Annotated in this window: 15 protein-coding genes; 4 read left to right on the top strand and 11 right to left on the bottom strand. The window is 57.3% G+C overall.

The window, feature by feature from the left end; genetic code table 11:
- Positions 1-304: 304 nt before the first annotated feature.
- On the top strand, positions 305-3,088 hold the full coding sequence (locus DWG20_RS00250; RefSeq protein WP_220271984.1) for a UvrD-helicase domain-containing protein: 2,784 nt from the start codon (positions 305-307) through the stop codon (positions 3,086-3,088).
- 146 nt (positions 3,089-3,234) lie between these two features.
- On the opposite strand, the gene DWG20_RS00245 is transcribed toward DWG20_RS00250, so the two are convergent.
- The 4 genes from DWG20_RS00245 to DWG20_RS00235 all read right to left on the bottom strand — a co-directional run bounded on the left by DWG20_RS00245 (position 3,235) and on the right by DWG20_RS00235 (position 6,221).
- A complete protein-coding gene (locus tag DWG20_RS00245) occupies positions 3,235-3,702 on the bottom strand; it encodes a hypothetical protein (protein WP_115431866.1) in 468 nt (155 codons plus the stop codon).
- A gap of 306 nt (positions 3,703-4,008) precedes the next feature.
- A complete protein-coding gene (locus tag DWG20_RS15840; RefSeq protein WP_147289890.1) occupies positions 4,009-4,560 on the bottom strand; it encodes a hypothetical protein in 552 nt (183 codons plus the stop codon).
- 55 nt (positions 4,561-4,615) lie between these two features.
- The gene (locus DWG20_RS00240; RefSeq protein ID WP_147289889.1) at positions 4,616-5,287 is read right to left on the bottom strand and encodes an LptM family lipoprotein; all 672 of its coding nucleotides are present in this window, start codon (positions 5,285-5,287) and stop codon (positions 4,616-4,618) included.
- A gap of 97 nt (positions 5,288-5,384) precedes the next feature.
- Positions 5,385-6,221, bottom strand: a complete 837-nt coding sequence (locus tag DWG20_RS00235; RefSeq protein ID WP_147289888.1) for a hypothetical protein — start codon at positions 6,219-6,221, stop codon at positions 5,385-5,387.
- A gap of 157 nt (positions 6,222-6,378) precedes the next feature.
- Between DWG20_RS00235 and DWG20_RS00230 the strand changes: the two genes are divergently transcribed.
- Positions 6,379-6,714: a helix-turn-helix domain-containing protein gene (locus DWG20_RS00230; RefSeq protein ID WP_115431863.1), complete on the top strand. Its 336-nt coding sequence runs from the start codon at positions 6,379-6,381 to the stop codon at positions 6,712-6,714.
- Between the two features lie 404 nt (positions 6,715-7,118).
- Here DWG20_RS00230 and DWG20_RS00225 read toward each other — a convergent pair whose 3' ends face one another.
- The 7 genes from DWG20_RS00225 to DWG20_RS00195 form a co-directional block, all read right to left on the bottom strand.
- Positions 7,119-9,236 (bottom strand): DUF4357 domain-containing protein, encoded by a 2,118-nt coding sequence (locus tag DWG20_RS00225; protein WP_115431862.1) that lies wholly within the window; start codon positions 9,234-9,236, stop codon positions 7,119-7,121.
- Between the two features lie 37 nt (positions 9,237-9,273).
- Complete coding sequence (locus tag DWG20_RS00220) at positions 9,274-12,360, bottom strand: type I restriction endonuclease subunit R (protein WP_115431861.1); 3,087 nt, start codon at positions 12,358-12,360, stop codon at positions 9,274-9,276.
- A gap of 110 nt (positions 12,361-12,470) precedes the next feature.
- Positions 12,471-13,880, bottom strand: coding sequence for an ATP-binding protein (locus DWG20_RS00215; protein WP_115431860.1), 1,410 nt, complete (start codon positions 13,878-13,880; stop codon positions 12,471-12,473).
- Between the two features lie 14 nt (positions 13,881-13,894).
- On the bottom strand, positions 13,895-15,136 hold the full coding sequence (locus tag DWG20_RS00210; protein ID WP_115431859.1) for a restriction endonuclease subunit S: 1,242 nt from the start codon (positions 15,134-15,136) through the stop codon (positions 13,895-13,897).
- Positions 15,126-16,679 carry a class I SAM-dependent DNA methyltransferase gene (locus DWG20_RS00205; protein ID WP_115431858.1) on the bottom strand — a complete coding sequence of 518 codons (1,554 nt, stop codon included), beginning with the start codon at positions 16,677-16,679 and terminating at the stop codon, positions 15,126-15,128. The genes DWG20_RS00210 and DWG20_RS00205 overlap by 11 nt, the downstream gene beginning before the upstream one ends.
- 83 nt (positions 16,680-16,762) lie before the next feature.
- Positions 16,763-17,500 carry a rolling circle replication-associated protein gene (locus tag DWG20_RS00200; protein ID WP_220271983.1) on the bottom strand — a complete coding sequence of 246 codons (738 nt, stop codon included), beginning with the start codon at positions 17,498-17,500 and terminating at the stop codon, positions 16,763-16,765.
- Between the two features lie 202 nt (positions 17,501-17,702).
- The gene (locus DWG20_RS00195; RefSeq protein ID WP_115431857.1) at positions 17,703-17,975 is read right to left on the bottom strand and encodes a helix-turn-helix transcriptional regulator; all 273 of its coding nucleotides are present in this window, start codon (positions 17,973-17,975) and stop codon (positions 17,703-17,705) included.
- A gap of 423 nt (positions 17,976-18,398) precedes the next feature.
- Here DWG20_RS00195 and DWG20_RS16220 point away from each other — a divergent pair, with 423 nt between their 5' ends.
- Positions 18,399-22,898 carry an H-NS histone family protein gene (locus tag DWG20_RS16220; protein WP_220271982.1) on the top strand — a complete coding sequence of 1,500 codons (4,500 nt, stop codon included), beginning with the start codon at positions 18,399-18,401 and terminating at the stop codon, positions 22,896-22,898.
- An 8-nt stretch (positions 22,899-22,906) separates the two neighbouring features.
- Positions 22,907-22,972: a DUF4113 domain-containing protein gene (locus tag DWG20_RS16670; protein ID WP_425451617.1), complete on the top strand. Its 66-nt coding sequence runs from the start codon at positions 22,907-22,909 to the stop codon at positions 22,970-22,972.
- Positions 22,973-23,244 lie beyond the last annotated feature (272 nt).

Here is a 23,244-nt window from a genome sequence, read left to right as displayed (position 1 = left end):
CATTCTCCCTGTGAGCCTGCGGCATTCATTCCGCATTATCTGACCTATAGCACATTCAAAATGGATTTCCTACTGGAGTCGCTATACAGCGACCTAGCCTAATGACAGACGCAACCAAACGAGAGAAAAATGGAATAATAAGTACCGAATGACACGGTACCAGCGGGTTAAGACAAGGAAATCTCTATGGAGAAAGGTCACCGAAATTGTCCACCTGTTCCGTAACCAAACGGCCAGAGGAGTCAGAACTTCCTCTGTGAAGAACAAGAGGTTTGGCCATCTCAACCCACACCACAATGACAATATGATGATTGTGCAGCTTAAGATTTGGGGCCCCTCAGCACTGGGGAGGTTGTTTACCCGCTCACCAGATTGGAAACTCAAGCTCTTCACGGAAGGCTATGAGCTTATCGTCAGTAGCAAGGCCTACCAAGGTAACCTGGTCGACCTTGAACGCCTACAAATTACAGCTGGAACATTTTGGGCAACCCTAAATATTCCTCTACCGGTCGGGGGGGCAGCTTCGCTGGATGGTATTCCTAATGCGGAAGCCAAGATGTTGGCTCAGGCGGTTGCCCTAGCTGTCAGAAAAATCCGTGTTGCTGAACTCATTAAGAATTTCGAGGAGTCGATGCAGCCTGTTTTACGCTGGGTGAGTGGCGTGCGGGGTGCCTGCAAAGCTCAACTAAACAGTAAAGGCTGGTTGACTCAGGAATTCAAGGATGCACAATCAAACCTCAAACCACAGGGGTTGGCTGAACTTCTATCAGTACCAGAGTTTGTAAAGCACCTTGACGCCCAAAGCCAGCCTCTGAAGGATGCTGTTTCACTCTGGAAGAAAAAATTTGGTGAGGTCGCCGATGGCATCAATGAAAAGCATCTGGCCAGAGAGATTCAAGAGTTCAAATCCTTCTTCGAACAAGTTGAGAAGTCTCCTCTGACCGAGGAACAGGCTAAGGCCGTTGTTTGTTTTGACAACCGGGTACTACTGGTTGCCTCGGCCGGCTCGGGCAAGACCTCAACTATGGTAGCCAAAGCCGGCTATGCCTTGAAGAAGGGGTACTTCGACGCCGACAAGATACTGCTCCTCGCTTTCAACAAGGATGCTGCGGCCGAGTTGCGAGAGCGAATTAAAGTTCGCCTCGAACCGCTTGGCCTGCCGGCGGACAGGGTGGTAGCCAAAACTTTTCACGCATTTGGTTTGGATGTTATCGGGGCGGCAACCGGAAAGCGTCCATCGGTCGCTTCCTGGTTGGAAAGCGGCCAAGACCTGGAAGTCCTTCTCGAACTGGTGGATGACCTGAAGGACCGCGACGTGGCCTTCCGGACAAACTGGGATTTGTTCCGCGTGGTCTTTGGTCAGGATTTGCCCAAGTTTGGCAAGGAGCATGAATCTCCTGACTCATGGGACCGGGAGCGCAAAACAGAGGGCTTCTGGACATTGAACGGCGAGGTTGTGAAGAGTCGCGGTGAACAGCTCATCGCAAATTGGCTCTTCTACAACGGTGTTCAGTACCAGTACGAAGCCGCCTACCCGGTAGAGACGGCAAATGCCCAGCATCGTCAGTACAAGCCTGACTTTTACCTCCCGGATATTGATGCCTACCTTGAGCACTGGGGCGTGGACCGGAGCGGCGAACCGCCACCTGAATTCAAGGGCTATAAGGAGGAGATGGCTTGGAAGCGAAAGCTACACGCAGAGCATGGCACTACGCTCCTCGAAACAACGATGGCCGACCTCTGGAGTGGCAAGGCCTTCCGGTATTTGACAGAGGAGCTGACGCGTCTCGGCGTCACGCTCGACCCTAACCCTGATAGACCTGCCAAGGGTAGGAAGCCCATCGAAAACCCGAGGCTGGCACGAACCTTCAGGGCATTTCTAACTCATGCCAAAAGCAATCGTTTATCGGTAACCGCGCTCCGTCAGCGGTTGGACGCCGGCGTTGCGGGACAATTCCACTTCCGGCATCAGATTTTCCTGGAGTTGTTCGAGAAGGTGTGGGCCGCCTGGGAGGAGAAGCTCAAGGCAGACCGCTGTATCGATTTTGAGGACATGCTTGGGTTGGCGGCCAACTGCGTTGAGTCCGGCCAGTGGCAGAGTCCGTACGAGCTCGTGATGGTTGATGAATTCCAAGACGTCAGCCAATCACGGGCTCGGCTGGTGGCCAGCTTGTTGAAGGCTCCTGGGCGATGTCTCTTCGCCGTAGGTGACGACTGGCAAAGCATCAACCGATTTGCAGGTTCCGATTTGGATGTGATGACCGACTTTGAAGCCAAGTTCGGCAGTGCGGTCACTCTCAAATTGGAAACGACTTTCAGATGCCCGCAGTCACTGTGTGACATCAGTAGCTCGTTCGTTCAGAAGAATCCGAAGCAGCTACGGAAGAGAGTCAGGTCCGCTAAGCCGGACGTTGAGCAACCAGTACGGATTATTCGGGTCGACGACGAGACGAAGATTCAAGCCGCAGTGGCCAAGCGCATTCAGGAGCTTGCGAACGAATATGGGGCACCTGGAAAACCGCGCCGTATCTACGTTCTCGGCCGTTACAGAAAGGAACGGGAGTATCTTTCCATTGGTATTGCCGATAGCCGGGTTCAGGTTGAGTTCGTGACGGCACATTCCTCAAAGGGCCTGGAAGCTGACCATGTCATAGTTCCGAGGATGACCTCAGAGACCCTTGGATTCCCGAGCCGCATCGAAGATGACCCAGTGCTACAGCTCGCGATGCCTGGAGGGGACTCATTCGAAGATGCTGAAGAGCGCCGTCTGTTCTATGTCGCCCTGACACGTGCGAGGACCTCGGTGACGTTGATTACTTTGGCTCACAAGGAATCCTCCTTTATTGCCGAACTGGTGAAAGATAACCAGCTCGAAGTGCTCAACCTTGATGGCGAGGACGATTCGTCCCGCGTGTGTTCGGTCTGCGGCAAGGGATTTATGGTGCAGAGGACTGGACCATATGGTCAATTCTTGGGCTGTAGCCGATTCCCTAAATGCCGGCATAAGGAAAAAATCCATCTGACTGTGCTCCCGACTCATGAATATCCTGCAACCGGCAAAGGTGCGAAGAGACGCCCCGCTAGATAGGTATGTAGATAGGTAGTCGTCTACCTATCTACATGACGTCTCAGCCAATCATAATAAGGGGCGGAATGCGCAAGAAAGGCACCGGGAGGTGCCTGATGTGACTTATTCTCAAGTCCAAATAGCCGGTGGAGCGAACGTCTGACACATTAAGTTTTTCCCGGTTGCTCGTTTGGTTGCAAGGTCAAGGAAGGCAGTCCTTTCGCGAGTCCGTTTCCATTTTGGCGCGTAAGCGTGTACATCATTCCTGTAATTCCATCCTGCAGCCGTTTCCTGGCAAGCTGCTCAACGTAGCTATGACTGCCCCTATGAGCCATAGTCAGCGCAACTTGGTCGGGAGGGGATAGTGCTACCGTGGCCTCGGATTCCACCTCGGCAGCTAGCACTTTGAGCAGGTAGTTGGGCTCGATACCCACGGGTAGGGAAGCTGTCACGGTAACGGTGTGAAGACATTCATCTGTCTCGGCCAGCATATGCTTCAAGTCAGCTATCGCGGACTTGATGTGCTTAGATTTTATCCCCGGCTCCGCAAGCGAGATTGCACGCAGAAGTTCAGTATGCCAGTCCCCGTTGTACACAAGACCATCGAAAATGTTGATTCTGTGTTTATTCTTCATGGTTTCTAAGTTTGTTGTAGCGGTTAGTTTTCGTTATGCGCGGGGGGCACTTATCTACCTTTGAAAACTCAATCTCGTCGGGCTTCGCCGGTCTGTGCGCAGGCGCTGGCGAGTGAAGGGACGTCGAAACGGTAAATCCACCGGTAGTGAGTGACCCATATTGCCGTCCAGCGCCTGGCTTATACCTGCTAACGGAGGGCGATTTCAATCGCCTTTTACCCTGTGATGCCTAGCGGGTGGAAGAGACGAGTCCCTTTGGGGGGGGCTCCACATACGCGTCGTCGATGTCTACTCTATCGCCTTGGTCTAGCGAGCTGGTGCAGCGTCTGAACGAGCTTTCATCTCTGCCAATAAATTTTGAGCTACTATGTTTTTGGTCGTATCTGCTTCAATGGTTTTCAATACTTGCGGCATCAATTTTGGACGCAGTCTTTCAGACTGGCTCGCGTAATCAACTTCATCCATACGGTGCCCTTCGCGAATAACGTAATCACTGCCAAAGAATGGGTAGAAAAGCTTGCTGCTTGTACTGAAAATGGGACGTTCTTCTTTGCCAGGGCATTTCTCCTTGGTAAAAATAAGCGCGTAGCCAACAGGCTTGTCAGGCTCAGGTAGCAAAATGTCGCCGGTCGATTTTTGAGTCTCCTCCCAGTCTCTAGCGTATTGAGCCATTACGCCACCATATTGGCATTTTTCAACGCCATAAGGAGCTTGCTGTCTCATCGAGCCAGAATAGACTCTGACATTTTCCTGAGTTTTAATGTCTGAATCGGCATTGGCAACGATATTAAAAGATTGGCTAAGGAGGGTGCTGGACAGAAAGAATGCATTTAAGGCATCAAAATTTTTAATTGGCAAGCAATGGCTAAAAAATGAGAAATGAAGTCTATAAATATATTTGCGAGAGCTGAGGCTACTGTTGGCGCATCCATCCTTTTTCAGTCTTGATGTAAGAAAGCTCCGTCCAGTACTTGTAGGTGTCGCCTTTCTTCATTCCGACGGGAAAACTTCCATTTGAAGTCAATTCCGCGTAGGCGGCAACCAGCATAAGCTGGCGCTCCCTCATGTCATTGTTCGACGTTTTTCTCAGGAAGCGGCCAACTGTCTGTTGGTATTCGGCGGTATCCTGATTCCCCTTCCACCAGTCGGTAAACGGCTGCAAATACGTTTTGTCATTGTATTCAAGTGATAATTTCATCAGGTACGTAGCCTGCTCAAGCTCACTAAGGGCCGCAAGCTGAGCTTCAATATTCTCAGCTTTTGCGGTCAGCATGGTCGCGTAGTTCTCAGTTGTCTTAAATTCTAGGTCATAGTGCACGAAGTAGGCTTTATCCTTCTCCCAGCCGTTTGTTCGCTCCGCCTTAGTTAGCTCCAAAAAAGATTTGTCCACGACGATATTTGCCAGAGCGTAGTCAATCGAATCCTGCTTTGTTTGCGTGTCCGAAGGCTTGTCACTGCATCCCGACAACGTCAATATGAATGACAAAATCGCCATTGAGTACCTTAATTTTTTCATTTTCAGGCTAATAATAAGGTGGTTTGGGGCATTGTGTTGGCGAGAGAAAACTGTCCAGTTGATACGCAAGCGATATGATGTTGTGACACAAGCTCGAACCAGGCCGTATTGAATTCAAGTTGGTCCTGAATACTGGTTTGCGCCTACGCAGCTGATTTACCGCGGCTTAGAAAAAGAGAGAGTTGATGTAGTGCATCTCGGTAATGGGCTCGATTTCACCCGGCTTGATGCCGTCGATGGCCGGCAGCAGGTTGCTGTTGGCTTCGGTGGCCGGCTCGATGCGCGGACGCACATCTTCAACACCCAGCAACCCATCGACGACAGCACCGGTAGCCATGATGGCGCCACCGACGCCCGCGCTGGCATTGTTGGTCGTCGACACGTACGTCGGCTTCACGCCCATACCGAGCGTGTAGGCCAGTTCCATGGCCATGCGCGCACCGATGTCACGCGCCAGTTCGTACGAACTGACCGAGATACCGACGCCAGACTTCTTGCCGAGCGAGACCAGCTTGCCCTCCAGAATGAACGACACCCCGAAGGTATCGGCGCCGTACGGAAGTTGGCGCATCAGGAACGGGCGGGTGTTGTACCAGCGGACCTGGACAATCATCTCGCCACGCTCCTTGAAGTACTTGCCGTCACCGCGGTAGCCCTTGATGAACTCCTTCACGGCACGCTCGTAGTCCGAGCCTTCGCAGCCCTTGGCGCACGGCAGCACCTTCAGCTTCGGCATGTAGCCAATGAACTGGGAGACGTTGCCGGGCTTCTTGCCGGACTCGGACATCCCGCGCAGCAGGTCCTCGTTCACGATTTCGGGCATGTTCTCGCTCGGACGGAACAGCGCCGGCTTCGATGACGCCTTGGCCAGGAATTCCTGCTTGAGCGGGTTCTTCTCGGTCGTCACGCCTTCCGGCAGCTGCACTTCTGTCTGCTCGGTTTTGGTGTGATTCAGCACTCCATCTTGTGCAACGGCGCTCAGGGCCATCAGCCCCAGAATCAATCCAGTCCTATATCGTTTCACTCAATACTTTCCAAAATTTAAACAGGATAGGGCTGACGGAAGTCCGCTGACCACGCTCTGTGGATAGTCCGTGTATGACATTAGATTCTACGAATTACGTAGAGAGAGGGCAAGGGAATCCTACGAATATCGTAGGATGGTAAAGAAGGAGCCAACCACTGTCTTTGGCCGTCGCCTGCGTGAGGCAAGGTTACGGGCTGCTATTCCGCAGGACCGACTAGGTGTCGAGATTGGTCTTGATGAGGGAACGGCAAGCGCGCGGATGAGCCGCTACGAGACGGGAGCACATGAGCCCCCGTTTGGCATTGCCGTGAAGCTGGCCCAAGTGCTTTGCGTGCCTACTGCGTATTTTTATTGCGAAGATGATGAGCTTGCCAACGTAGTCCTCGCCTGGGGACAAGTGGATAGGTCTGAGCGCAAGCGCATCAAACTCCTGATTGAGTCCATGCAGACAGACAAAAAAGAACCGTAACGAGACTGCATAATACCTGACCTAATTCGGATGGGTGGTTTACTTCAATAATCGCAAATCCTTGCTTTCATTTTTTTTTCGCCTCCCATCCTCAGCCGTACACTGGCGGTCTCCCTCGCATGCAAAGCTGCCTAACTCTGCTCTAACCCCAAGCCGCTGGCGGCCTGAATACCACGAAAGAGAAAGAGCCCGAGGGCAAACCCAGAGGGCTCTTGTCTGGTTGGTGGCTCAAGCGCAGAGGGAAGCAATACGTCGGAACTCATTAGGGAATGGGCGCGGTGACCACCAGGTCAGCCACATTCCACACCCTGATGAACGACGGCGTGTAGCTTCAACAGTCAGGGAGACGATTAGTCAAGACTCCTGTCTGCTCACCTCTCACAGAGGGGTGGCCTTTTGAGCATTTAGGAATCCGCACGGCCAGTGGTGGGCTGAGTTGCCGGCAGGTTGTCTTGCCAGGCGGCATAAGTAATGGACGTTCCCTTGAGGCGCCAGGTATTGCGGCCATTGTCTGTACGCCCGAGTACCGTGGCGGATGCTGCGCTGGGGCTGCTGAAGGCTACATCCCGAGTGAATACCAAGTGAGTGCCATCTCCGGACGGCTGTAAAGTGCCCTCACTGCGTAATTCTTCACGCAATTGCAGATAGGAGTGCGGTTGCCCTGTCCAATCCAGTTTGGCCTGCGAGCCGGTCTGCACGGTGAAAGCCTGACCGTTTTCCCGAGCTATGGCACTAAGTCCGTGCTTGGCGCTTTCCAATTCAAAGAGTGCACCGTCGCTGGTTTGGACCAGGTCGGCCAGCAAAGCCTCGGCGATGTCTACCTTGCTCTTACGGTCTTCTAGGCGCCAGTGCGACTCAAGCGCCTTCAGCATGGCTTCCTGCCGTTGCTGCATCACCTCGACGGTCCAGTCTGAATGCTGGAGCACTTGCGTTGTAAGGGCGAAGCTACATACCCCGCCCTTGGTGAAGTAGGCCGATTTCTTCCATGCGAAATCGCGGTTGCTTGCCGCGCTATTCTTCTTGCGGCTCAACAATGTAAGATTGCCGAGGCGATGTACCCATTGCTGATGTGCCGCCGCCTCAGGCACCCATGCCACCCATTGACTGTTCGGTGCGGGTTGCTGAGGCATGACATGTTCGACGGATACTACGTCATGCTGGTAGCTGGCGCTCCCATCGGACATCAATCGGTCCAGCCGTAGTAGCAGGAGGGCCAGGGCTCGTGGTGAATGGGTGTCATATAGCGGGCCACTCAGCGCAGCATAGGTTTCGTGTTGCTCCTGTGGCGAGAGCTGAAGTGGCGATGTTTTGCCCAACAGGTCTTGGCCACTTTCGACGGTTCCGGTCAGGGCCGAGAAACGTTCAATCCGGTCGTTAACGCCTGTCTTGCGAACCAGCATTGAATAGCCGAGACGCTCCAGGTCGCGGAAGAATGTCAGCACCAAGTCCGGCTGTTCTCGATGTCTTACAAAGAAAGCTAGGGCTGGTGGTACCCAGTCCTTGAACTCCAGTCGATTGAGCCAATGCAGGTGCTCATTTACTTGTTCAGCATATTTGTGGCTGGAGTAGTCGGCGTCACGCAACTCGCCGAAAGCATGGGCCATCGGCAACAGAATCTCGTCGACAAACTCACGCGGCTGCTTGGCTGGAGTGACATGTTCCTTGAACTCCTTGAGCAAAGTGCCCTGCGGCTTGGCCTTGCGATAGACCATGCGGATGTGGCTGAATAGGTCGCCAAACTCATCCCGCCCTAGGTTTTCTTCCTCGTCTTCCCACTTCTCCGTGTAGACGTCGCGTAGTGACGGCGCAATACCGCCGATGATTTCTGCCTTGAGGATGTCGGTTGCGCTCAGGTCCAGGCCACGGCTGTTCAGTACGCCGAAGATGCGATAGGCCGAATCTAGGTCAGGTGTTGCCACTGTAACAAGGTAGCAGCGCGTGATGATGAATTGCACAAGGCGTACCAAGTCGAACTGTGTCAGCTTGGTCAAGCCTTCCATGAAAACTTGCGCGTTCGCACGCAGGCGCGACTGTGCGTCGGGGAGCGGAGTGTTGAGCTGTACTACTATTGGCAACCCGTTTTCATGCTGAACGTACTTGCGAAAAAAGTCGCGGTCCCGTTCGCGCAGCGAGAGTCGATAGCGTGCCTGAGTGGCCGACACCACGTCGCCATGCTCGTAGATACGTTTGGTGATGCCGGTCTGTACGGCGGTGTCGTGCACTGAAGCCCGTATGGCCGAGAGCAGCAGCGTCAGTGTGGTCAGCCGCTGCTGGCCGTCAACTACTGTTGCTTCCGCTGAGCTTTCTCCCTTGATAAGCACGATGCTGCCCAGAAAGTACGGTGCCGCCTCGCTGAGTTGTTCAGGTGCAATATTCAATGCGCCCAGCAAATCGTCCAGAAGCTCTTGTGCTTGCTCCTTGCCCCAGGCATAGGGGCGCTGGTAGCCAGGAATGGTAAACACATAATCATCGCTGAAAATTTTGGCCAGCGACTGTTCTTTTGCAGTGAGCGTGTGCGTCAATCTATCCCCCTAATTTTTATCAAGATTTGGCACTCCGTCAGGCCCAAGCCTCACCCAACGCTTCGGCTTGCTGCAGCACCAACTCCACCGCACCTTCTTGCTGGTCCGGCGGGTATTTGTACTTCCGCAGAATCCGCTTCACCATCAGGCGCAGCTTGGCCCGGACGCTCTCGCGCGCCGACCAGTCCACGGTGATGTTCTGTCGCAGGTTCTCCGTCAGCTCATGGGCAATCTTCTTCAAGGTCTCATCGGCCAGTTCTCGCACGGCGGATTCGTTGTTGGCTAGCGCATCGTAGAAGCGGACTTCATCCTCAGTCATCCCCAACTGCTCCCCGCGGCTGGCGGCGGCATGGAACTTCTTGGCCATGTCGATGAGTTCCTCGATGACCTGGGCGGTTTCAATGGCCCGGTTCTGGTAACGCTTCACCACGTTGGCCAGCATTTCGGAGAACTTCTTCTCCTGGACGACATTGCCGGCGAAGCGGCTCTTGATTTCGCCCTCCAGCAGCCGCTCCAAGAGCTCCACAGCCAGGTTCCGTTCCGGTAGGTTGCGCACTTCCGCCAGGAAGGCGTCGTCCAGGATGCCGATATTGGGCTTGTCGAGGCCCACCGCCTGGAAGACATCCACCACATCGTCGGACACCACCGCCGAACCGATGATTTGCCGGATGGCCAGTTCCCGCTCTTCATCGGTACGCTTCTTCTGGCTGAGGTCGCGCTTGGTCAGGATGACCTTCAGCGCTTGCATGAAGGCCACTTCCTCCCGCACTGCTTTGGCCTCGTCCAGGGTGCAGCAGAGAGTGAAGGCTTTGCTCATGGCCAGCGCCGTGTCGGCAAATCGCTTCTTGCCATCCTCCAAGCCCAGCACATGGTTGGCCGCCCCCGCTAGGCGCTTGTGGCCGGCGCTCAGGAAATCGCTGTAGTCGTAGCCGTGCAGCATGCCGCGCAGGATGTCGAGCTTCTCCGCCAGGATGGCGTACGCCTCGGCGGCATCCACCGTGGGGCGGCCCCGGCCCTGGCTGGCGGTGTATTCCTTGAGGGCGCTCTTCAGCTCGTTGGCGATGCCGATGTAGTCCACCACCAGGCCGCCCTGCTTGTCCTTGAACACCCGATTCACCCGGGCGATGGCCTGCATCAGGTTGTGGCCCTTCATCGGCTTGTCGACGTACAGGGTGTGCACGCAGGGGGCATCGAAGCCGGTCAGCCACATGTCGCGCACGATAACCAGCTTCAGCGGGTCGGCCGGGTCCTTGAAGCGCTTCTCCAGGCGCTTCTTGACCTGATTGCTGTAGATGTGGGGCCGCAGCAGCGCCTTGTCGCTGGCGGAGCCGGTCATCACAATCTTGATGGCGCCTTTCTCCGGGTCGGCGTCATGCCAGTCGGGGCGCAGCTTGATGATTTCGTTGTAGAGGTGAACGCAAATCTCCCGGCTCATGGCGACCACCATCGCCTTGCCGCTCTGCGCCTTATTGCGCTCCTCTAAGTGGGCCACCAGGTCGGCGGCCACGGCCGCCACCCGAGGCTCCGCGCCAACCACTTTCTCCAGCGCGGCCCAGCGGCTCTTCAGCTTGGCCTGCTGGCTTTCTTCCTCGTCCTCCGCCAGCTCATCGACTTCCGCATCGATGTGGGGCAGTTCCTCGGCCTTGAGCGACAGCTTGGCCAGGCGCGACTCGAAGTAGATGGCCACGGTGGCGCCATCCTCCTTGGCCTGCTGCATGTCGTAGACGTGGATGTAGTCGCCGAATACCGCCCGGGTGTCGCGGTCCTCGCTCGACACCGGGGTGCCGGTAAAGGCGACGAAGGTCGCGTTGGGCAGCGCGTCGCGCAGGTGCTGGGCGTAGCCGACCTGATACTTCTCCTGGCCGGGCTTGCCCTTCAGCTGGGCTTCGAAGCCGTACTGGGTGCGGTGCGCCTCGTCGGCGATGACCACGATGTTGTGCCGGTCCGACAGCATCGGGAAGGTGTCTTCATCCTCCCCGGGCATGAACTTCTGGATGGTGGCGAACACGATGCCACCGGATGGCCGGTTGGCCAGCTTGGCGCGCAGGTCCTGGCGGGTGGCCGCCTGCACCGGCTGCTCTCGCAGCAGGTCCTGGGCCAGCGAGAACACGCCGAACAGCTGCCCGTCCAGGTCGTTGCGGTCGGTGATGACCACGATGGTGGGGTTTTCCATCGCGGTCTCCTGCATCACCCGGGCGGCGAAGCAGGTCATGGTGATGCTCTTGCCGCTGCCCTGGGTATGCCACACTACGCCGCCCTTATGGCTACCTCCAGGGCGGGAGGCCGAGACAACCTGCTGGATGGCGGCCCGCACTGCATGGTACTGGTGGTAGCCGGCGATTTTCTTGACCAGCGTGCCATCGTCCTCGAACAGGACGAAGAAGCGCAGATAGTCGAGCAGGTAGGCCGGCGCCAGCACGCCGCGCACCAAGGTTTCCAGTTCGTTGAACTGGCCGAGCGGGTCGAGGGTGATGCCGTCGATGGTGCGCCACTGCATGTAGCGCTCACCATTGGCCGACAGCGAGCCCATGCGCGCTTCGGAACCGTCGGCAATCACCAGGATTTCGTTGTACTGGAAAACGTCCGGAATCTGTTCCTTGTAGGTCTGAATCTGGTCGTACGCCTTCCAGATGTCGGCGTTCTCGTCGGCCGGGTTCTTCAGCTCCAGCAGCACCAGCGGCAGGCCGTTGAGGAACAGGATGACGTCCGGGCGCCGGGTGTGGTGCGGCCCCTTGATGGAGAACTGGTTCACCGCCAGCCATTCGTTGGCGGCAGGGTTGGCCCAGTTGACCAGGCGGACGAAGTCGCCCCGGGTCTCGCCGTCCTTCTGGTACTCCACCGGCACACCGCCGACCAACAGTTGATGGAAGCGCCGGTTGGCCGACAGCTGGGCGGGGATGCCCAGTTCCTGTACCTGACGCAGGGCATCTTCCCGGGCCACCAAGGGAATGGTCGGATTGAGACGGGCGACGGCGCCGCGCAGTCGCTCCAGCAACAACACCTGGCGATAGTCGGCCCGCTCGGGATTAGCGCCCTCAGGGGCCAGGTCTGGGCCAAACAACTGGGTGTAGCCGACTTCGGTCAGCCAACCCAGTGTTTCCTGCTCCAGTTGGTCTTCGGTCATTTCCCCCTCCTGGTGCTGCCTATTGATTTGCGATTAAGCACTTAATTTGTTGAATTTATTGATATTTTATTGAACAGGTTTCGCCGTGAAGGTTTGCGTTTAAGCACTTGCTATGCCCAGAACGGTAGGTAGCGAGCATATCGGGTGGACGTCGTTTCCGACTCGTCCGCCTTGATAAGCCCGGCATCCTTGGTGGCACCAATGACCTGGGAGGCCGTCACCGCTTTGGACTCTGGCAGCTTGAATCGCTCGCGCAGGCTCTGGTTGGACATGCGCTCGTTGCTGACGTATTTCAGTGCGCAGTGCTGGTAGCAGGCCCGGATTCGGTCGGCCTTGCTCATGTCTGCAAAGTCCTGGTGGGCGAACATGATGGCCGTGGTTCGTGTCTCACTGGTGCGAAAGTCGGGCGCAGGCAACTGGTACACCTCAGCCAAGTGCACCACCTTGTCGATGCCGCTGCCTTTTTCCTCGCATAAACCCATGCGCCGCATCAGCTCGGCCAGTCGCTCGTTGCGGGAGCGGAACTCGTCAATGAAGCGCTCCACCTTGATGGGTGGCAGGCCAGGGTTGGACACCTCCAACCGGTCCGCGTACATCTCGACCATGACCGATTGGCCGGTGGCTTCAAAGTCTTGGTGCACCAGCGCGTTAGCCACCAATTCACGAATGGCTTGCCGAGGGAACATCTTGACCTCTTCGCGCACTACTTGTTCCACAAAGCGGTTGAGCGGAGCAGATGAGTGCACAAAATCAATCAAACTTTCAAAGCCGACCGCGTAGCCTCGTACGCCCGGCTTGTCCTCACGGGTGGTCAGCTTGTTCACGCCTTCGTAAATCACCACCCTGGGCGCTTTGCGTGCCAGTTCGGGTGAGAAGGCGTCCAGCCGCTTGGCCAGCAATACAGCGGCTAGATTGGTGATGCACCACCCGTCAGCCTTGTCTTCTATCAGGCGTTCCTGTGCCAAGCGGGCCAAAACCCCGTCGCGGTTGGTCGGGTAGGGCAAACCCATCAGTTCGAAGAATGACTGCGTGTCCAGCAAAGCCACCACATCGTCCGGGCTGGCGGCCTCGCGAGCGGGCAGCTCAAACCAGTCCGGCCCACCTTCGGCCAGGATGCGCTTGAGCTGGTCTGCTGACATGGGCACCAGGTCTTCTCCGGCGCGCATCAGATAGGCGCCTTCGTGATGTAGGGGCGTACCTGCTGGTCTGGACGGGATGTCAAATACGAGCACACGGCCATCAGGGTGTAGCAGCTCTTGCACATCTACTCGCATGCGCAAGACCTCCAAAATCCGCGCCGTGATGTCGCCCGTATTCAAAAAGGCTCGCGTACCAACCACTTTCCGGGGCCGCTTGTCCGTGACACCCAGCACCAGATGCCCGCCGCCTTCGTTGGCCAGTGCAACACAGTAGCGAAGCAGCTTGGTCGTGTCGTATTGCTGCTTGGCCTCCTTGAATTCCAGGTGCTCGCTCTCAGGGGCCGAGGTCAGCCAGCGGTCCAACATGTCAAGCGTCATCATGCGGTAGCTTCCTCCTAGGTGGCCTCAGACTCAGCCTCTGGCAGGCGGAGTTGGCCGGAAATCAGGCGCGGGAGCAGAGTGTCGCGGAGAGTGGCGAGAGTCTGAGCTTGGTACTCATTGTGGTCGATTGCTTGTCGCAAGCCCTTCACCACTTCATCAAAGGCATTGATAACCGATAAAGACGCATCGGGTACTAACAGCCGGTAAACGTTTTCGCGGTTCAGGCCGGGTACAGCAGCGTCAGTATTCATGTCATGCAGGCCGAGTGTTTTCAGCAGCTGATGACAGTAAGTCAATGGGCGTTGAGCTTTGACATAGAACACCGTATCGATAGGAAAGAAGGGGCGGCTCTCCCAGTAGATGCTGCCTACAGTACCCTTACGTCCCACGATTATGGACGCTTGGCTAACTAGCGCGGTGTCATGCCAGCCAGTAATGCCACCTGACCCATACACAGGTACTTTTCCAGGATTTCGATTTTCTGCTTTCAGCGCTTTGCCATAAGCAAGCTCGATGAACGAGTCAAGGCGAATGGGTTTCCACCCCCTCGGCACCAACCCCAATTCCGACTCCTCAAATTCATCCGGAAACAGCGCTGCGGTGGCTTCGTCCATGCCTTCCGGGGCACGGCCTTCCTGCTTGGCACGAACCGGGTCGAAGTCGACAAACCAGGACTTGAACAGCGCTTGGGCGATGGCTTCCTGGGTGGCGTTGGTTTCGCGCAGGAGGGCGATGCGGTCGTCGAGGTTAGCCAGGAACTGCCCAACTAAAACCTGTGTGCCAAGGTCTGGAAGCTTGAACTTAAATTCTCGTATTTGCTTGGCGCTGATGTGAGGAACTGCGGTACCAGTGGTTACGTTCTGGATGTACTCGGTAAATTCGCGGCTCGCAATCACACAATAAAGGTAATCCGCTCTGATACAGTCCATCGGGCGCAGGCGCGCAACTCGTTGCACGAGAAGTGAGGGCAAATCACTTTTTCTTACTCGAGCAAATTTTAACCCTGCCGGAATCCACGGACGGTCCATAGCTAGCACGATGTCCGACTCCCTTAGGTCGTAACCGCCTAACTCCTGCGATGCTTGTTGCGGCCACCTCTTTACACCATCCCAGCGAAGGACGCCTTGTCCGATATTGTCCCCTCGCAGGAGACGAATTGCATCTGGGGACTCCGAGTACTGAGCACTTTTAAACGGAAAACCAGTGACTAGCTCAGTGCAATCACCAAGCTGCACAGTCGGCCACTCAGAACTCATATCCAAGCCCCCCCAGCTTCTGACGAATCAACGCGTCCAGTTCTGCACCCTTGGCCATCTGCTCGGCCAACCTTTCGGTCAACTTCTGCATTTTCTCGCTGAAGGCTTCGTCGTCGTCCTCGACTTCCTCAGCGCCGACATAGCGCCCCGGAGTCAGCACATGGCCATGCTCGGCAATCTCGGCAAGCTTGACGCTGCGGCAGTAGCCGGGAATGTCCTCGTACTGCCCTGCATCGGCTTCGCCACGCCAGGCTGCTACGGTCTGGGCGATGCGCTCGATGGTGTCGTCGCTCAGTTCTGCCTGGACGCGGCTAATCATTGAGCCCAGCTTGCGCGCGTCGATGAACAGTACCTCGCCCTGGCGGGTGGTCTTCTGCTTGGCCAGGAACCACAGGCAGGCCGGAATCTGGGTATTGAAGAACAGTTGCCCCGGCAGGGCAATCATCGCCTCCACCACGTCGGCCTCGACCATGGCGGCGCGGATGGTTCCTTCGTTGTTCTGGCTGGAGCTCATCGAGCCGTTGGCCAGCACGATGCCGGCCCGCCCATTGGGACGCAGGTGATGCAGCATGTGCTGTAGCCAGGCGTAGTTGGCGTTGCCCTGCGGCGGGGTGCCATAAGCCCAGCGCGGGTCGCCCTCCAGGCTGCCGTGCCACCAGTCGCTGATGTTGAACGGCGGGTTGGCCAAGATGAAGTCGGCGCGCAGGTCCGGGTGCTGGTTGCGGGTAAAGGTGTCGGCCGGTTCCCGGCCTAGGTTGTAATCGATGCCGCGAATGGCCAGGTTCATCGCTGCCAAGCGCCAGGTGGTGGGGTTGGACTCCTGGCCGTAGATGGACACGTCGCCCAGCTTGCCACCGTGGGCCTCGATGAACTTCTCCGACTGGACGAACATGCCGCCGGAGCCGCAGCACGGGTCGTAGACCTTGCCATGGTGAGGGGCGAGGACGGCGACCAAGGTTTTGACGATGGAGGCCGGGGTGTAGAACTGTCCGCCCTTCTTGCCTTCGGCGCTGGCGAACTGGCCGAGGAAGTATTCGTAGACTTGGCCCAGCACGTCGCGGGCCTGGCTGGCGTCTTCGCCAAAGCCGATGGTGGAAATCAGGTCCACCAGTTCCCCCAGCTTGCCGTCGGGTAGCTGGGCCCGGGCGTAGCGCTTGTCCAGGATGCCCTTGAGCTTGGGGTTCTCGCCTTCGATTTCCGCCAGCGCCTCGTCGATGCGCTTGCCGATGTCGGTCTGCTTGGCGGCTGAGCGCAGGTTTTCCCAGCGGGCAGTCTCGGGCACCCAGAAGACGTTGACCTCCTTGTAGTAGTCGCGGTCTTCCAGTTCTTCGGCGAGCAGTTCGTCGTCGCAATCGTGCAGGAAGTAGTCGTCGGCCTCGTCTGCAAAACGCTTGGTCAGCTCGGCGCGGCGGGCGGCGAAGGTATCGGAGATATACTTCAGGAAGATGAGGCCGAGCACGAGGTGTTTGTATTCGGCCGCGTCCATGTTAGCGCGCAGCTTGTCGGCCGTGGCCCAGAGGGTTTTTTTGATGTCGTCAAGCATCGGCGTTGAGGTATCCGTTCACGAGAACCGCTGTGGCCGGGCGTCATGCCCAGCATATTGTCAGCAAGAAATAATCAGTGATTTTATCCCAGATGGCATGTTGGCGGGCTGATGGCAGCGAGAACAGCGCCCCGTGGCGTCCAGACGTAGGGGGAGCGGTAGATTTCGCCCGTCACGCTATCCACCCAGCCGCCACCCGGACAGCGGCGAGCGCGATGGCCGGCGGGTAGCAACATGGTGAGCCAGCGCGGCATGCCTGCACGCGCTACCGCCGTTTTGCCTGCCTCGTCCAGCCCGCCGTGGCCGCAGAAACGGGCCCCTTTGGGGAGCTTGGCCATGCTATCGAACTTGGCCATATAGCGCTCCCAGGCTTTGACGCTGCGACAGCTCTCGACCCAGGTGCTGCCCCACGGCCACCATTTTTCCAGGCGGGCGAAGTCGAGCTTGTAGCCGCGTGGCAACCAAAGCATCAGGTGGTAGTGCAACTGACCGGCCTTTTCGAACACCCACGCGTAAGGAAAGCGATGCCCCAGACGATGGAGGACTCCGCGCAGAGCGTCCACGAAGGCGCTGATGTGTTTCTTGGTGTATGTAGCACGGTCGCTATAGGTCAGCGTGACGACAACGGCGCGCCGCTTGGCTGCCTTCGCGTCGCGTCGTTGCTCCCGAATGACACGACTCAGCTTCCTGCGTGCGGCAGTTTTCCGTTTCCGGGCTGACGGCGTCGCACTTGTTTCAATCTTTTTGACAAGTTCAGCGAACCGGGTAACGGACGCGGCAGACGGGATGGGTCGACTATCGACCGAGCTGAGTTGAGACAAGGGCACACCTCGTGCGTGTGCCGCGTCAGCTGATTAGCTGTGTCCTCTGTACTGCAACGAAATATCTGTCCTCCGCGCTGAGCGGCGGGATGGTCATTTCTGCGCCTATACTCGTTTGTTAAGAGAGTGTCGACGCGCCGTTGGGCGCACCCCGCCCCGGTTCCCGCCGGGGCGTTTTACTTGGGGTGCGATGAGTGATGGGTCAGCACGTACGTCGCGCTGCGATTTGCTCAGCTTTGGTTGGCCGGCCGCGCCGTCGCGGAGTGGATGGTTGAACTTGAGCGGGTAGCAGCGCCGTGTTGGCCTGGCGTTTTGTCTCCAGCCAGGCCTCGACGTCAGCAAGGCTGAAGCGCAGCAGGTGACCTAGCTTGATGGCTTGGGGGAGGTCCCCGCCTGTCGAGTGACGGTTGTAGATAGTCTGCTCGGCAAGGCCAAGGTAGGCAGCGAGCATCTTGGGCGAGAGGAGTTGTTCCATGAGTCATGCTACTGAGTTCGCAGTCACATGACTGCCCTCAGTATAGAGTCGTGTTACCGCCACCTACTGCGATAGGCCATGAAAATCTTGCAAAAGAAGATATTGGCTGACTAGCGGGTCAAGGCAAGGAAATGTCTGTGGTGAAAGGTCACCAAATTGTCCGCCTGCCCCATGGCCATTCAGATGGGGTAGGCAAAGTCACCAAGATTGTACGAATTCGGCTATGTGACGGTGCAGCGCCTCTGATTCTCAATGGATGTTGCCGTTACACAGGGGCTCCGGACAATTCTGGTGGCCTTGCCCTTCCCAAAGCATACTTCGCGCACAATTCTGGGGACTTTGCCTATGTGCGGTGGGCGCCATCGTACAAAAGGGCACTTGTCATTTTTGAAGAGGCTGTGCCGCGCATATATCATGGGTGGTATGAGCGAATATCTTGACCTACACCGAAGCTTTGGTCTTCTGACGAAGCACACAGCAGCCGAACTGTTCGTACCTGATGTTCTGGGTAAGCGCCTGACCTGGGACAAGGTGTTGGAGGGGCGCTTCTCCGTCATCGTGGGCCGAGCCAACTTTGGCAAGACCATGGAACTCCAGGCCAAGAGCAAGGCTCTTCGCGCCCAAGGGCATTCTGCTGTCTATGTTGCTCTGCATAATGTCCTGGGAGAGAACGATTTCCAGGATGCACTGGATGCATGTGACCTCGCAGCCCTGATGGAGTGGAAGCAGTCGGACGGAGTGTTGACAGTTTTCGTCGACTCTTTAGACGAGGCCTCCCTGGGGACTGAGAATGGCATTCGAAAAGCGTTGCGGCGGTTGAGTAAGGCGCTTGACTGGCCGAATTCAGACGTCAGGTGGGTCCTATCTTCCCGGCCGGCCGTGCTCACTGAGGATGTCCTCGAACTGCTCCAGGCAGAACTTCGCACCACGCTCTATGTGGGCGACAGACAGAGCTCGTCTGACGAGGATGAGTTTGACTCTGCCTTTGCTGAAACAGTAGCTGCCTCCGAAAAAGACAGCGAAGACGAGCAGGAGGCATCTGAGGCTGAGCAGCCAGATACCGCGATAGGCGACGTTGCGTCCGCAGACGCGGCCAGCAAGACTGAGAACAAAGCGCCTGCACATGAGCAGATGAAGGTGTATGCGCTGCAACCGCTGGACAAGGCTGGAGCAGAGCTTTACCTGGGAAGTCACCTTGGTATGCCTCAACCGAAGGAGACTTTGAGTGCTGCTAGGCAGTATGGGCTCGGGCGCCTTGCCGAAGGACCTGGGGGCCTGGACATCCTTGCCTATATCGACCCGGTTCAGAATCCGCCCCAGTACCTCACTCAGGTTTTCGAAAGGATGGTCGAGGCTGTGCAGCAGCAACAGCGCACCGACCCTCGTGAATGCCGTGTGGGTAGCCCGCCTCCCGAGAACCTAGAGGAGGCGATTGAGCGCCTTGCGAGCGCCTCGGCTGTGTGCCAGTTACCTAACATCGAGATTTCCCCCAAGGCACTGCGCATTCGCGAAGGTGTGCTCTCAGCACGCCCCATCATTGCCTCCCTTCTATCGGAGCAATCTCTGGCGTACGTGTTGGGCTCACGCCTTTTCATTGACTCAGGTCAACACCAGGTCAAGCTCTACCCGGATGAGCTCTTGCCGTTCTTGGCGGCCAAGCGCCTAGCCTCTCTTGTGAAGTCTCCAGAGCACGCTCACCGGTTGCTCGCCAACTTCACCTGGCGCTCGACCACCGGTGAGTGCGGGGTCTACCGAGCGCTGTTTCCCTTGGCGGGCTGGCTGGCGGCCTTCAGCGTACACTGCCGTAAGGAACTCCTGAACGTGGAGCCTCAGGCAGTCGCATTCTTCGGCGACTTGAGGAGCCCTCAGGTGCAGCTTGCCGAAGCTTCGACTGCGCTTGAACGCACCATTGAGCGTCTCGTCTCGGAAGGAGACTCGCTCGGGCGCTCGTACTACACCCTCACGGATGAGAACTATTGGCAGGCCGCTAAGCCTGGCATCGAGCCAGCGCTTAAGCGGCTGTTCGAGAAGTATGGTGCTGATTTGCACGCCAGGGACGCGCTCCTAGACATAGCCGGGCATGCACGGCTGGAGGCCTTTCGCAACATAGTGCTGGATGCCCACGGTCGGGACTATTCCAAACTGCTGGATGAGCAACTCGACCTGAACTACATCTTGTCCTTGGGGCGAGAGGACGACTTAACCGAGTTAGGCACCGCTCTGCGGGGCAAATCTGGTCTGTCCGAGTCACGTGCGGCTCGTCTTGTGGCTGAGCTCGCGTGGAAGGCTCTTGATGCTAGGTCCATGGCAGAAATTGCGGCGGAGCAGCTTCGCAGGGGGGCGGTTGGCTTCTCGATTGACTGGGTGCTTACGCGTGATGTCGCGGTCGAGGCGAGCGATGCTGACCTATACCGGCTCACTCGCTCGTTGCTGCTGCGATTGGTGAACTACAAGGTCGGACCAGGAAGCGGTACGGGGGAATATTTTGACGACCGGAAGTTTATAGAACTCGTGATGGACCTGCTCGCGCTGGTCATCAAGCGCTCTGCGGTGGAACCCTCGAAGGCGGCTAAGCTTTGTCTGGTGCTCAGCCGTTTCGTCAAAAAGAGCCACTACGGTAGCGCGGACACGGTCAAGCTGCGAGCCGCGCTCCAAGTCAACAAGGAGGTCCGTCTGGAGTTCCTGCGGGGGCTCATCCACCCAACCGACAAGACGATGGACGCCATCTTCCGAGCGGTGTTTTGGTTCCGCCAAATCTACCCGCTGGTCGATGGCGACGAGGTGGAGCTTGGAGAGCCTGGTTTCACAGAGCTGATTGAAACGTGGAAGAAGAGCGCCGCTGAGTCACCCCGCAAGCCAACGAAACGACGCGACCGGGGCCTCATCGTCGACGGTAAGTCCAAGAAGTCGCTGCTAGGCATGCTCGATGGGCTTCAGGATGCTTCGGAGAAGGGCGCTTTGGCCTGGGTGGCACAATGGCTCAGTCTCACGATTCAGCAGCCCCGATACAGCGAGTGCAATTTTGAACTTTTCGTGCGGGCTGCAGGCAACGAGATTGCCCACGCCGCTCGCGAAGGCCTTAGCACTCTCTGGCGTAGCAAGGACCCGACCTGGAATGAGAACGAGCCCAACTCCACCTACAATATCACCATCGCAGGTTTGCAGGGGCTGCACCTTGACCTGGGCGACGGCTCTCGGCTGCTAGCGCTCAGCGAGCAGGACGTCCGGCGAGCCATTCGCTACGCCCAGTTCGAGATAAACGGCTACCCCAAGTGGTTCTGGAGCCTGGTACGCGCCCACGAGCAAGTTGCGACGCAGGAGCTCAGCGTCATCCTGGCAAGTGCCAACAAGGGGCAGGTGTCGCTGGACAAGGCCGAGACGCTCATTCGGCATCTCCACGAAGCGCCGATAGGCGTCCAGCAGAGCCTTGCTCGCGCAGCCTGGGATTTCGTCCTGAGTAACCCCCAGTTCGCCGAGTACACATCCAAGGCTGCTCTGAAGGTTGCGGCAGGTGTAATCGACCAAGCGACATTCGAGGTGGAAGCCTGGCGCCGGATAGGCTCAGCGTTCGATGAGGAGATTCCTTCGCTCGGCGACACGCCGGACGTGAAGGACGCCGAGGCTCAGAAGGTGCGGCAGAAGCTCGAGAAGCGGGTTCATGAACTTAGGCACCAGCGTTCCAACGCAGTGGTCTGGGGGGGCTTCTGGTTGTGGTCCAGCCCAGGCACTTTTAGCCAGCGGTGGGAATCATGGCGAGCGTGCAACCCACGGGCGGCGGAGGGCTTCATGCTTGCGCTGGCGGCAGACCTAGGCGAAGACCATGGCGCTGGCCTCAAGCAGGTGGTCGAGAAGGGGAGTGTTGGCCTCAACACCATCAAGATGCTCTACGAGTGGGTATGCTCAGTGGTTAGGGAGGAAGACGACATAAAGCGCGAGGACGGCCGCGTTTATTCACCGGGTGAGCGAGACCATGCTCAGTGCCTGCGCGATGCCTTGGTCCCGGCCATCTCGCACGCCAAGTCCGAGCTGGCCTACGTGGTTCTCGAGGAGCTTCGGCAGCGAGCAGCTGGCCCTAGCGCCAAGTATCTGCGCTACGTGCAGTTCATGATGCGCGAGGAGCAGTACACCAGGAAACCAATTGCGCAGACCGACTACCACGAGTTCGAGAGGAGCTTCGCGTCGAGTGTGTCTGAGTACATGGCCTTTGCTATGGCCGTGGAAACGGACTTGCTCACCGTGAAGAGCCAGATTGAGACAGGGGACTTCAGCCTGCGGCGTTTCTTCAATTCGCTGAATTTTACCCGTATCAAGACCGACAACGACGGACTCGCGCTCGAAGAGGACTTCCAGGCGCTGCTGGGGAGTGAGCTAAACCACGCCGCGGGTAGCCGCTACGTAGTGACGCTCGAGTCCATCCTCCCAGAGGGGACGCGCCGCGATGTGCTGTGTCAGACCGGTTCGCTAAGGGCAACTGTCGAGCTAAAGATGTCGTTCAGGTGGACCCTGGCGGACTACATTGAGGCACTGGAGAAGCAACTCCAGGGGCAGTACATGCAGGCGCCTGACTCGAACATTGGCTTCTTCGTTGTTGTGCTCCAGAAACAGCGCACATGGGACGGACCGGACAGCAAGCCAATCGGGTTTGATGAGCTCCTAAGCATCCTGAAGAGTAAGGCTCGGGAGAAGGAGGTTGCTGACAGCTCTGTCTACCTGCGGGTGATTGGCATCGATGCCACGCCCAAGGAGGACTTCCGTTCTGCTAAGAAGGCAAGCAAAGCTACTGACGGCGCTGCTGCACTTAAATACGCTGATAGAGCAGGCAATACTTGGAGTGGCCGTGGTCGCCAACCCAAGTGGGTGAAGGATGCATTGGCGTCTGGGAGGTCGCTCAACGACCTTCTTGCCACCAATCCCGAAAGCTAAAGCCCGCAATGCGGCAAGAGAAGAGGTCGTCACGATGGACGACCTGTTGGGATGAGCTGCTAGTAGTAAGGTAGTCTGTTGCAACAATCGACCACGTGAGGCGCAAGTGTGCCTATTTCAGCCGAAGTGCCTGCTCCCACGTTGGCGCCTGCCACTCCCACGCATGCACTTCCTCGAACTTCTTCGGCAACAGCATGCGCGCCCATCTCGACGCTGGCGCACAGTGGTGTGGTGGGATGCAGCTTGCTAGGACGAGAAAATCTGAGCGAGGGAAAGGTCACAAAATTTGTCCGGCATCGACTGTGCCCCCTGTTAGCAGGGGAGGCAGGGTCACTAAAATTGTCCG

Source organism: Crenobacter cavernae, assembly GCF_003355495.1.
GTDB classification, from domain to species: Bacteria; Pseudomonadota; Gammaproteobacteria; order Burkholderiales; family Chromobacteriaceae; genus Crenobacter; species Crenobacter cavernae.
Note: the sequence above shows the minus strand (reverse complement) of the source record. Positions and strands in the feature narration are given on the sequence as shown.

What these genes read in the sequence shown, in the direction of transcription:
- DWG20_RS16220 (WP_220271982.1), top strand. Translation starts at nt 18,399, where the DNA reads ATGAGCGAATATCTTGACCTACACCGAAGCTTTGGTCTTCTGACGAAG.
- DWG20_RS00205 (WP_115431858.1), bottom strand. Translation starts at nt 16,679, where the DNA reads ATGCTTGACGACATCAAAAAAACCCTCTGGGCCACGGCCGACAAGCTG.
- DWG20_RS00220 (WP_115431861.1), bottom strand. Translation starts at nt 12,360, where the DNA reads ATGACCGAAGACCAACTGGAGCAGGAAACACTGGGTTGGCTGACCGAA.
- DWG20_RS00215 (WP_115431860.1), bottom strand. Translation starts at nt 13,880, where the DNA reads ATGATGACGCTTGACATGTTGGACCGCTGGCTGACCTCGGCCCCTGAG.
- DWG20_RS00230 (WP_115431863.1), top strand. Translation starts at nt 6,379, where the DNA reads ATGGTAAAGAAGGAGCCAACCACTGTCTTTGGCCGTCGCCTGCGTGAG.
- DWG20_RS00245 (WP_115431866.1), bottom strand. Translation starts at nt 3,702, where the DNA reads ATGAAGAATAAACACAGAATCAACATTTTCGATGGTCTTGTGTACAAC.
- DWG20_RS00210 (WP_115431859.1), bottom strand. Translation starts at nt 15,136, where the DNA reads ATGAGTTCTGAGTGGCCGACTGTGCAGCTTGGTGATTGCACTGAGCTA.
- DWG20_RS00195 (WP_115431857.1), bottom strand. Translation starts at nt 17,975, where the DNA reads ATGGAACAACTCCTCTCGCCCAAGATGCTCGCTGCCTACCTTGGCCTT.
- DWG20_RS00250 (WP_220271984.1), top strand. Translation starts at nt 305, where the DNA reads ATGATGATTGTGCAGCTTAAGATTTGGGGCCCCTCAGCACTGGGGAGG.